Below are 12788 nucleotides of genomic sequence, written 5' to 3'. Positions count from 1 at the left end.
AAAAACAGAGCGGCGGGGCATCCCGTTCTTAAAGCCAAGAGTCTCCTAAGCAATAGCCGGATTGTCTTGGAAGCCTACACTGTACTCTTAGAGTCAGTGTAGGAGTATGTCACGTATTCTTGTTAAAATATTTGTTCAAAAGCGGCAATTAGCTGGTCTACTTCAAAGAGTGTGTTGTAATGTACCATACTCACCCGCACAACTCCCCCTTGGGAGGCTAACCCCAAATATTCAATTAGTCGTTTAGCATAAAAATCTCCGTAGCGAATTCCGATGTAATGTGGGTCAACTTTGAGAGGGATAATCGAGCTATGAAGTCCATCTACCACAAAAGATATAGTAGGAACACGAGACTGATGGTTAGCTTGTGACTGACCAATTACTCGCACTAGAGGCTTGTTGTTGAGATAATTGAGTAAGCGATCGCAAATTTTTTCTTCATGGGTGTTGATTAAGTCAAATGCTTGCACCATTTGCGATCGCAAATCAGATGCTGTTTGATCACCATAGTGCAGCTGTGCCAATTCCCTCAGGTAATCGCATAAGCCTAACATTCCATAACTCAATTCAAAATTAACATTGCCTAGCTGAAATTTATAAGGAATATCCTTCTGCTCAATAAAATAATGATTTAAGCCAGGCATTGTTAATAAATGTTCTTCCTTGCCATAAAGTAAAGCATAATGTGGCCCATAGACTTTATAAAGACTCAAAACATAGAAATCTACATCTAAATCTTGGACATCGATTAATCTATGTGGTGCATAAGCTACACCATCGACACAAATCATTGCTTTTCGCTGGTGTACAAAGGCAGCAATTTCTTTAATTGGGTTGATAGTGCCGAGAACATTAGACGCATGAGTTAAGGCTACCAGTCTTGTGCGCCGACTCATCAATAGCTCTAAATCTGCTAAATTAAGTTCTAAACTATCTGGGCGAACTTGCCAAAATTTAACTTTTATTCCTTGTGCCGCTAAAGCAACCCAAGCACCGATATTTGCCTCATGGTCACAATTAGTAACAATAATCTCATCACCAGGTGCAAAGGTTTGACCCAGACAAAGGGCGAGTATTTTTAACATCATTGTCGTTGATGATCCCATAACCACTTCTTGAGGAGAACTGGCATTAATTAAAGTAGCCATTCCCCTAGCAGCCAAGGATACCCGTTCTCCTGCCAGTTGAGAGACAGCATAAGAAGCACCCAATTGGACATCAGAAGTTAGCAGATACTCGCTAATTCTATCTACTACTTTTTTTAGGGTTTGTGACCCACCAGCATTATCAAAAAAAATCCATTCACCAGCTAAAGCCGGAAAATATTCACGAACTTTGTCAATATTGAGAAACATCGGATAACTCCTCTGGGTAATTAGGGATGAAGTGAACTACTCCCCTAGCTTACCTTTTGGCAAGGCAAAAGTGTGAGAATCTACATCCAGTTTTGTTGACTTTATGACTTACGCACCCCGTAGAAATTCATCCTAATTTTGGGCTTTTTTAATGGTGTTCTGATGCGTCTCTTTACGCATCCTACCCGTAGAGTGCGTTCCCTAACGCACGGATTAAGATTTTCAATCAATAAAACTAGCATTGATATTTAGAATTTTCTGTCAATGCGTAAGTTCTAGACTTATCTCGTGCACTATTGTCAATTAGCCCTTATAGCCATTTCGGTGCAAATGAACTATATTCTTAAGTTTCACGCAAAGGAAGAAAGATATTAATTGATGGTGTGGTCTGAATATATGAAAACTGCTGTAAATAAATTTAGGGCTGAAAGCTGAAGTTAGAAGACAGCTAACTAAGCTCAGGTCTTAACCAGTTTTAACTGGTTTCTGCTTTCAGCCAGAACTTTAGTTCACGGCTTTTAGCAATTGGTGCAAGACAAGATGTGAATTGACAGTTGATGATGGCAGTCTACTTATTCGGAGATATAGCAGTCCTAAATCATTTGTGAACACAAAGATACCCGACTTCTTAGAGAAGTCGGGTATCTGACTCACTTTATGTTCACAAATCAAATAGGATTGCTATAGGAGAATCTCTCTAGAGGGGGTATACTTGTGGACTCATACAATGCATCTGGCTATACTAAGGATTAATATTTTTCTTTTTCAGGCATTTTTGCCAATTATTTGATAACTTTAAAGTAGAGGCAAGAAGTTATTGCCCAGATTTTTAATTCCTTGATCAAAAAAGAGGGAAGTAGTGATGGATACTGCCATTAAATATGACATTGAAGTTATTAAGGAAGAAGCTCTTCAACTTGCAAGAAAGGGACTTGTTAACCGTCAACAGCCAATTTATACTCTTAGCAAATACATCCCGGAACGTGACTGGGCTTATTTTGAGCATGAGCTAGAAGAGAACGAATATTTGCTCAGAGATAGAATTATTGATCTCATTGGTCGTGAAGACTGGGAAGAAGATTGAAGCTGCACCTAGAAGTCGCAACAGATCAGCAGCACCCCAAATAAATTCAAAATTAACCACTAATATCTCAAAATATCAAGCCCTCGAATGCATTCGGGGGTTTTAAACAAAATAGAGATTAAATATCCTGGCCAGAAAAATTTAATATGTATGTTGCTAATTAGTATTATTTGGGTAGGTAATTTTTTTCTATTACTCAGCTAGTTATCTAAGGCTAATTACTTAAGTAATCAGGATTTTTACTGTGTGCTTCTTTCGAGCCTTTTTAGGCATTTGCTCTAAGATAGACTCTGATAAAGAACTTGAACTCTTACCAAGAAACACTGGCATTTCTTGCCAGCAGCTACGGCAAAACCAGTAGGTTCCCGAAGTACGTATATGTTGTAAAAGCAAGCTGGTACAGCAAGGACAGTAATTCATATTTTGTAAAATCCTGTTAATAAATTTGTTATTTCTAATTAAGTTAGGGCAGCCTGTTGACAAGCCCAGTCAAACTAAAACTAATCTGTTCACCTATATTTTGACTTTAATTTATAAATATGAGGAACTTGTGAGGAAACTTAAGGTATTAATGTGATTAATTAATATATGTATATAATTTCTTAATATTTATACATAATTGCCAAACTATTAGATAGAAGTTAATCGAAGCTATATCTTCACAATATGCGCCAATTATCTGCCTAGAAATAGCTGCAACATCTGTATCCTCACAAGATCCTCAAATTATCAACCTATAAACAGAAGTGCGCGGATGAGGAACAGATTAATTTAGTACACACTGCTTAAATATCAGTTGGTGTAAGGGAATCTAAAATATGTTAGAAACATTACTTAATCAAGAAAGCGATCGCCCAGTCCCAAAAGAACAGGCTCTAGTTTTGCCATTCAATGCCGTAGGAATTGCAGATATTTCCTTGGTTGGTGGCAAAAACGCTTCTTTGGGAGAGATGATTCAGCAACTTAGTCCCAAAGGAGTCAAAGTTCCCACCGGGTTTGCTACCACTGCTTATGCTTATCGCTACTTTATTGCTAAAGCGGGTTTGGAACCAAAGCTGAGAAAGATTTTTGCAGATTTAGACGTGGAAGATGTGAATAATCTGCGACTGCGGGGTAAAAAAGCCAGATATTTGATGCTAGAAACAGCATTCCCTCTAGAATTACAGCAAGCGATCGCCCAATCTTACCAAGCCCTCTGCCAAGAATATGGTAATGATACCGATGTCGCAGTTCGTTCTAGTGCCACCGCTGAAGACTTACCCGATGCTAGCTTTGCTGGACAGCAAGAAACCTATTTAAACGTCCACGGGATTAAATCTTTACTAGAATCTTGCCACAAATGTTTTGCCTCAATCTTTACCGACCGTGCCATTTCCTACCGACAAAATAGAGGCTTCGACCACTTAAATATTGCCCTCTCGGTAGGGGTGCAAAAAATGGTACGTTCTGACTTGGCTGCTTCTGGTGTGATGTTCTCCATTGACACAGAAACAGGTTTTAAAGATGCTGCTTTGATTACTGCTGCTTATGGGTTAGGTGAAACCGTCGTTCAGGGAGCAGTTAACCCAGATGAATATTTAGTATTTAAGCCTACCTTAAAGCAGGGATATCGCCCAATTATTAAAAAGAGCTTGGGTAGCAAAGAAATTAAGATGGTTTATGACTTGGAAGGGATGAAACTGACCAAAAACGTCTCCGTCCCCCCATCTGAACGCAGCCAATATGCCCTGAATGATCAAGAAATTTTACAACTAGCGCAATGGGCTTGTGTGATTGAAGAACACTATACCCAAGTTCATGAAATTGATAGCCCGATGGATATTGAATGGGCAAAAGACGGTTTAACCCATGAATTATTTATTGTCCAAGCCCGTCCAGAAACAGTACAGTCCCAGAAGGTGAAAAATGTCCTCAGCAATTACCATCTTCAAGAAAAAAGTCAAGTGCTGCTTACAGGTCGTAGCGTCGGTGAAATGATTGGCCAAGGTAAAGCCAGAGTTATTTTCGATGTACCGCAAATTCACCAATTCCAACCAGGGGAAGTGCTAGTCACAAATCGCACTGATCCCGACTGGGAACCAATTATGAAACGTGCCAGTGCGATCGTCACTGACTCTGGAGGCAGAACCTGTCACGCGGCAATTATTGCTAGAGAAATGGGAATTCCCGCCTTAGTTGGCTGTGGTAATGCCACCACTGTGTTAACAACTGGGCAAGAAATCACTGTGAGTTGTGCTGAAGGCGAAACAGGTAAAGTTTACCAGGGTTTATTGCCATATCAAGTCCAACAAATACCCCTAGAAAATTTGCCCCGCACTCGCACCAAAATCATGATGAATGTGGGCAATCCAGAAGAAGCATTTGGTTTAACAGCTATTCCTAATGATGGGGTAGGGTTAGCACGGATGGAATTTATTATTGCTAACCACATCAAAATCCACCCCCTAGCATTGCTGCACTTTGATCAGTTAGAAGACGAGCTTGCTAGATATAAAATTGCCGAATTAACTGCCCAATATGAAAATAAAGCTTTGTTCTTTGTCGATAAATTAGCCCAAGGAATTGGGACAATCGCCGCAGCTTTTTATCCCAAGCCTGTAATTGTCCGCTTATCTGACTTTAAAAGTAACGAATACGCCAATCTCTTGGGAGGTAAACAATTTGAACCCAAGGAAGAAAACCCGATGCTGGGCTGGCGTGGTGCTTCTCGTTACTACGATCAACGTTATCGCGAAGGTTTTGCCCTAGAGTGTCAGGCGATGAAGCGAGTCAGGGATGAGATGGGTTTAACCAACATGATTTTAATGGTACCCTTCTGCCGTACTCCTGAAGAAGGACAGCGCGTGCTGGCAGAAATGGCAAAACATGGCTTGGTAAGAGAAGAAAATGGCTTACAAGTTTATGTGATGTGTGAGTTACCCAGTAATGTGATGCTAGCAGATGAATTTAGTCAAGTATTTGATGGTTTTTCCATTGGTTCAAATGACCTAACACAATTAACGCTGGGACTAGATCGGGATTCAGCTTTAGTGGCACATTTGTTTGATGAACGTAATGCAGCGGTGAAGCGGATGATTGTTAAGGCGATCGCCACTGTCAAACAGCACGGACGCAAAATCGGTATCTGCGGCCAAGCACCTAGCGATTACCCAGAATTTGCCCGCTTCCTAGTAGAAGAAGGTATTGATTCCATCAGCCTCAACCCTGACTCAGTACTCAAGACTCTATTAGAAATTGCCGCCGCTGAAGCAGGTAATCATTAATTTATCCGTCATTAGTTTTTTGCACTCCTGTAAAAGACTAATGACTTTTAACTAACGACCTTTGAATTAATACTTTTTCAAAATGTTACAAAAACTTTTAGTTGTACTTAATGATACTACAATCGATGGGCATATTTTCGATCAAGCCCTATCTTTAGCAACAGCAAATAATGCCGAATTGATTTTACTGCAAGTCCTCTCGCCTTTTGATGAACGTTACAAAAATCCTCCAAGGCAGCAAAAAGATGGTACATATACCATTTCCCAAACTAGAGATTTAGACTATTTTTTAGGATACTGGGAATTGCTTAAGCAAAAGGGAGTTGAATTACTCACATCACTCACTAATAAGGCGATCGCCAAAGGTATCAAGGCTGAATTTATTCAGGAAATTGGTGATTTTTGTCCCCAAGTTTGTCAAGTAGCTCAGATTTGGAAAGCTGACTTAATTATTATCGGTCGTCATGGACTAAGTGGAGTAAGTCCGTTTTTGTTGGGTAGCGTCAGTAATTACCTACTCCACCACACAACTTGCTCAGTCTTGACAGTTCAAGATACAACGCCTCAAGTAGCTTCCGTTTCGTTATCCTCGCAATGATCTCTTGTATTTAATTCTGCCTATTTACACTTAGCATCAAATATGACATTTTTTAGATACCAAAACCAGATCAATATTTAAGATTAAAAAAATAATATATTGAATTTCCATAAAATTTGGTTATGAAAGTGGTAGGTTAGTATCTCGCTAGTTTTATTCCCCATAGCTGACTCCTCAGCGCTATTTCATTCTCAACAACCGCCTGACAATGAATACTGACTCTAATAGCACTCATTCATTTAAAGACGACTAAAAGAAATTTCTAGTCCGTTTTAACGGAATTTGAGTTATTGGCCCAGAACTGGAGTTCAGGGCGGGTTATGTCTAGAACAAAATAGCCCTGGCTGACTCCTAGAAGTGAAGATGTAATTTAAATCTGTTCGAGACACTGTTAGTTGTCTGCTACATTACCAGACTGTAATTTCACAAGAATTAAGGCGCGAAAGATAAGTCCTATTAGAAGATGGGACTCCTTCCACTAAAACTCGCCACCTGTAATAATCGCAACTTAAGAGTTACCCGTTATTTAGAAGAGTAGGATATCCGTGGCATTGCTGCTATGCTTGGGAATAGGCAGCCCATGATGACGCCCAAGAAAATAAACATAAATGGGGGTAGTTAAGAGCTAGGGCAAATTGCCCGCACTGGCAGCGAATGCACTTCTTTAACCTATCTGGATTCATCCATTCAATCCCCCAGGACTACCAAAACCATTAATTAGAGTAACCTCTATAAGATAACAGCTCATCTATCCCTAATTTGACAATAGAATGAGTTTGACCACTACAAAATTTCCTTGACGTCCTACCTGAGTTACTAATTTTAGACATAGCCCGTACATACAGATTTGTAAGATGAGGATGGCAGAATTCACGCATAAATTGGAAAAATAAGTTATTTGACCTCAATAAATGAGGATTTACATCACTATTCTCATTATAAGTTTCGCTAAATTCTTCTGATGTCAATAAGATAATTAAATTTGACTAACTAGCTATGCAATTCAACGATCAGCTGATTGATTTGCCTACTTTATATCATGTTATTGATCGTTCTCCCTTGACGATTAGCCCTGATAGTAATGTAATGGACGCTATTTCCTTGATGAATCAGGAACGAAGCAATAGCTTTCCATCATTTCACTCCAGCCTCTGGAGTCAGCAAAAAACTAGCTATGTTTTGGTAGTAGAAAAAGAACAGTTATTAGGCATACTCACAGAGCGAGATATAGTTAGGTTTACAGCTTCTGGAATGGACTTCTCCAGGATAAAAATGACCGAGGTGATGAGCCAGCAACTAATCACCTTGACCCCATCAGGTACTCAGGATATTTTCACAGCTTTGTCACTATTGCGTCAGCATCAAATTCGCCATCTACCGATTGTGGACGATAGGGGAAAATTGGTAGGAATGGTGACTGAGACGAGTTTGCTCCAAGCCTTTGATTTAATGAAAATGGCTGGTGTTGTCGAAGCTTTGCAGCAAAATTTACAACAACCACAAGTTGAATTAAAGCTAGACAATCAACAAATAGAGGCGGTACGCTGCCAAACTCAAACTAATTTAAGGCGATGGGTAGAGGCAGAATCGGCTGAATTCATTGAAGTTAACCAAGAACTTCAGCAGACTCTAGAAGAACTCCAAGTTGTGGAAGAGGAACTGCGGCAACAAAACGAAGAACTAGCAGTTGCCCGTGAAATCGCCGAATTAGAGCGCCAGCGTTACCAAGATTTGTTTGAGTTTGCGCCAGAGGGTTACTTAGTCACCGATGCAGAGGGCATTATCAAAGAAACTAACCTAGCAGCAGCAAACCTGCTTTCTGTGCGCCCAAAATATTTGGTTGGTAAACCATTAGTTGTGTTTATTGCTCAAGAAGATCGCCTGACATTTATCACTAAACTGCATAATTTGCAGAACTTACAATACTGGGAAGTTTTAATTCAGCCACGGGATGGCCAAACTTTCCCAGCTAGTATCAAGGTAGCTACTGTTAATGATTCTCAAGGTAAGCAAATTGGCTGGCGTTGGTTGCTGTGCAATATTAGCGAACGCAAACAGGCTGAGGAATCACTGCGCCAAGCTACTGATGAGTTAGAAAAACGGGTGGCAGAACGCACAGCAGAACTTTCTCAAGCTAACGTGTTGTTGCAACAAGAAATCACTGAGCGCCAACGTGCTGAGGAAGCATTACAGCAGAGTGAGAAACTGTATCGCCAACTTGTTGAGAACCAATCGGACTTGATTGTCCGGGTTGATTTGCAGTCGAGAGTTACATTTGCTAATACTGCGGCGTGTCGAGCATTCGGCTTGCAACTGGAGGAGTTTCGCGGTCAGTCATTATTTCAATTTTTCCATCCAGATGATCTGCCGGAAATATGGGGAAATATGACGCTGATCTCATCGCCCCCCTATCGGTTGACCACTGGTGAGCAACGTGCCTTCACAGTCAATGGTATGCGCTACTTTCAATGGAATGTAGCCGCAATTAGGGATGAAACAGAAGAGATTGTTGAGTTGCAAGCGGTAGGCAGAGATATTACTGACCGCAAGCAGATGGAGGACACACTGCGGGAGACCGAAGAGAAATTTCGCCATTTTGCCGAAAATACCCAAGCAGTTATCTGGATTGCTAATCCAAATTCAATCCAGGAAGTCTTCTATGCTAGTCCTGCTTACGAAAAGATTTGGGGACGCTCTTGCCAGAATCTGCACAACCACATTGAAATCTGGCTAGACACAGTTTATCCAGACGATCGCTCTAGCGTACTTGCCAAATTAGAGCGACAAACCGCTGGTGAGTCCACCGATGAAGAATATCGGATTTTGCGCCCTGATGGATCAGTGCGCTGGATTTGGGATCGCGGTTTTGCCAAGCTTGATCAACAAGGGAAGGTTTGCTTCTATGGTGGCATTGCCGAAGATATTACTGAGCGCAAGCAGGTAGAGCAAGCACTGCGGCAAAGTGAAGAGAAATTTCGTCATTTTGCCGAAAATAGCCATGTACTTATTTGGATTGCCAACCTAGAGTCAGGAGATAACCTGTATGTGAATCCTGCTTATGAAAAAATTTGGGGGCGCACTCGCCAAAGTTTGCGCGACGATCCTAGGATCTGGATAGATGCAATTCATCCAGAAGATAGCGATCGCGTAATTGCCAAATTGGAGCGGCAACGCGCTGGTGAGTCCACCGATTTAGAATATCGGATTTTGCGACCTGATGGATCAGTGCGCTGGATTTGGGATCGCGGCTTTGCCATGAGAAACGAACAAGGAAAAGTTTATTCCTATGGTGGCATTGCCGAAGATATCACCGAGCGCAAGCAGGCAGAAGAGTCACTGCGAGAAAGTGAAGCACGACTAAATTTAGCTCTAGAAGCTGCCAATATGGGGATCTGGGACTTGAACCTCCTCACCCAGGACAAAGTTTGGTCTCCCAATATGGGACCACTTTATGGTCTGCCCAGCGGCACCTTGTGTCCTAGCATTGAAGACTTTCAGGATTTAATCCATCCCCAAGACCGCGAAGCTTTTTCTCAGGCTGTAAAACGCAGCATTGAGCAAAGAATTGAATTTCTCATTGAATATCGGGCTATTTGGCCCGATGGTAGCCAACATTGGTTAAACGGCAGAGGTCAGGTTTACTATAACGACACAGGCCAGCCGATGCGGATGATTGGGACAACTAGAAACATCAGCGAACGCAAACAGGCAGAAGCAGCACTCAGAGAAAGTGAAGAACGCTATCGTTCAGTTGTGGCAGCCTTACGAGAGGGTATTGTGCTCTTGGATGCGGATGGCAACATAGTCGCCTGTAATGCTAGCGCTGAAAACATTCTTGGGCTTACCGCCGACTTGATGATCGGCCACGCCCCTTGGAAATACTATTGGCCTAGCATTCATGAAGACGGCTCTCCCTTTCCTAGTGACACTTATCCACTAGCATTAACCTTACAAACAGGTGAATCCTTTGCCAACGTCGTCATGGGATTTTACAAACCCAACGGACAATTAAACTGGGTTTCGATGAATTCCCAACCGCTGTTTCACCAAAACGACCCTCCTACCCTTTATGGGGTAGTTATTTCCTTTACTGACATCACTGAACAGCAAGCTGCCCTGGGCGAACGCCAGCAAGCAGAACAGAAAATCCGTGAGCAAGCGGCGCTACTTGATATCGCCACAGACGCGATTTTTGTGCGAGATTTACAAACCCAAATTTTATTCTGGAATCGAGGCGCAGAGCGGTTATATGGTTGGCAAGCTCATGAGGCCCTCGGCAAGAATCCCAACGAGCTATTCTACTCAGAAACTTCGTGGCAACAAGAGAGCGCATCTCTGAAAGCCGTAATGGAGTTTGGCTCATGGCAGGGTGAGTTATCTAAACTTACCAAATTGCGTCAGGAAATAATCGTTGAAAGCCGCTGGACACTGATGCATGATGATACAGGGCAACCAAAATCCATCCTCACTGTTGACACCGACATTACAGAAAAAAAACAACTTCAGGGGCAGTTCTTCCGCGCCCAGCGACTGGAAAGCCTCGGTACTCTTGCAGGTGGCATTGCCCACGACTTGAATAATATATTGACGCCAATTATGGCAGCAGCGCAATTGCTGAAGATGAGATATACCCAGAATGATGAGCGCTATCACCAGCTGCTAACGATCATCGAAAGTAACTCTAAACGCGGGGCAGGTTTAGTCAAACAAGTATTATCCTTTGCCCGTGGATTTAAAGGTGAGCGCACTATAGTCCAAGTCAAGCACCTGATTGCGGAAATTATTCAAATTGCCAGGCAGACTTTTCCCAAATCTATTGAATTGACCACACAGATACCGGAAGACCTCTCGGCTGTTTCTGGAGACGCCACACAACTGCATCAAGTACTGATGAATCTGGTAGTAAATGCCCGTGATGCCATGCCAGAGGGCGGAATGATCAGCATTTCTACAGAAAATATGTTTATTGATCAAGCCTATGCCCAAATGAATCTTGATGCTAAAGTTGGACATTACATTGTGATTAGTGTGGCGGATACAGGAATTGGGATGGCGCCAGAAATATTAGATCGAATTTTTGAGCCATTTTTCACCACAAAAGAAGTCGGCACCGGTACGGGCTTGGGCTTGTCAACTGTCCTGGGAATTATTAAAAGCCATAACGGTTTTGTTAATGTCTCTAGCCAAATTAGTAGAGGCACTCAGTTTAAGTTGTATTTGCCATCCGTAGAAGCCACCCAAGTCTTAGGTATAGATGACATAGAAGTGCCTCAAGGACAGGGAGAATTGATTTTAATTGTAGATGATGAAACCCAAATTCGCGAAATTGCTACAATCATTCTCGAAAACAACAACTACCAAACTCTTACTGCTAGTAATGGCATCGAAGCGATCGCACTCTACGCCCAACACAAGCATGAAATCAGCGTAGTCTTAATGGATATGATGATGCCAGAAATGGATGGAAACACTGCCATCCGGACTTTGCAAAAAATGAACCCAAAGGTGCAAATTATTGCTTTTAGTGGACTAAATCCAACAGAGGTCTTTACCCAACCTGCGAGTACTCAAGTGCAAACATATTTATCAAAACCCTTCACAGCCAAGGAATTATTGCAAAATATAAATCATGTACTGAGCAATAAAAAATAGTTAAACAATTAAAAATTAACTGTCACTTCTCTACAAAACCCTGAGCTTATAGCTTAGGGCGTACTTTGCCCTTACATAGGACTTACTTTCCTTTACAAATTTACCGTCTTTTCAGGTTTTTTTGATGCGCCTCTTTACCCATCCTACCTGTAGGGTGCGTTCCCTAATGCACGAATCATGATTTTTAACGACACAAACCATACCCCATATTTGCTATTTTCTGTCCGTCAAGTCCTACTTACACTCCAATTCAAAATTATCCATCTCTTTACCCATCCTATCCCTAGCCTTTCCTAACGCACAATCTATAGGAATTTCAACGAATAAAACTAATATTCATATTTAGCATTTTTTGTCAATATGTAAATCCTAATTAATTAAATATTTTTTCAATTCAATGCAACAACTTTGGACAGATCAGATATCGGCAAGAGATTAAAAGCGGATATCGCTCATTTTGCCCCAATTGGACATTCCCTCACAAGTTCCTCAAATTGTTTTTCTAAATTGAGTTTAGAGCTAACATAAGCAATTTTTCATCCCCCTTGGCTAAACATCACACTTGTTGCTAGTCAGCAAGTAGACTATTTAGCCGCAACTGATATGTTTTTTATCAAGGAACCCAAGTTATGTCTGACTATACAAAATTACACCAAATTCTGCAATCAATGAAAGAAGTTCTTCAACAAGTAGTCAACTACATTTTAGCTTCTGGCGATAATAACTACCCAATGGTAAAAGTTAAAGTTTTTGAATACGTGTCTGTGAATAAAAAAGATATCTGAAGTTTCTCTTAACCCCATACTTGAGTTTTGAGTTAGCTACAAATCTTGTCT

General features: G+C 41.3%; 6 protein-coding genes. 5 read left to right on the top strand and 1 reads right to left on the bottom strand.

The features are described from left to right. Nucleotides 1-122: 122 nt before the first annotated feature. Nucleotides 123-1355, bottom strand: a complete 1233-nt coding sequence (locus tag H6G32_RS11755) for a cysteine desulfurase-like protein (protein WP_190458324.1) — start codon at nucleotides 1353-1355, stop codon at nucleotides 123-125. A gap of 862 nt (nucleotides 1356-2217) precedes the next feature. Here H6G32_RS11755 and H6G32_RS11750 point away from each other — a divergent pair. The 5 genes from H6G32_RS11750 to H6G32_RS11730 all read left to right on the top strand — a co-directional run bounded on the left by H6G32_RS11750 (nucleotide 2218) and on the right by H6G32_RS11730 (nucleotide 12737). Beyond that, a complete protein-coding gene (locus H6G32_RS11750) occupies nucleotides 2218-2439 on the top strand; it encodes a DUF4327 family protein (RefSeq protein WP_190458322.1) in 222 nt (73 codons plus the stop codon). An 818-nt stretch (nucleotides 2440-3257) separates the two neighbouring features. Beyond that, complete coding sequence (ppsA, locus tag H6G32_RS11745) at nucleotides 3258-5702, top strand: phosphoenolpyruvate synthase (protein WP_190458320.1); 2445 nt, start codon at nucleotides 3258-3260, stop codon at nucleotides 5700-5702. An 82-nt stretch (nucleotides 5703-5784) separates the two neighbouring features. Then, entirely contained in the window at nucleotides 5785-6300 is a 516-nt protein-coding gene (locus tag H6G32_RS11740) for a universal stress protein (RefSeq protein WP_190458318.1), read from the top strand. Between the two features lie 996 nt (nucleotides 6301-7296). Continuing rightward, nucleotides 7297-11952, top strand: a complete 4656-nt coding sequence (locus H6G32_RS11735) for a PAS domain S-box protein (RefSeq protein WP_190458316.1) — start codon at nucleotides 7297-7299, stop codon at nucleotides 11950-11952. Between the two features lie 629 nt (nucleotides 11953-12581). After that, nucleotides 12582-12737, top strand: coding sequence for a hypothetical protein (locus H6G32_RS11730; protein WP_190458314.1), 156 nt, complete (start codon nucleotides 12582-12584; stop codon nucleotides 12735-12737). Nucleotides 12738-12788: the final 51 nt, after the last annotated feature.

The organism is Cylindrospermum sp. FACHB-282, assembly GCF_014697195.1.
Classification (GTDB): domain Bacteria; phylum Cyanobacteriota; class Cyanobacteriia; order Cyanobacteriales; family Nostocaceae; genus Cylindrospermum.
This window is presented reverse-complemented; position numbering and strand designations above follow the sequence as displayed.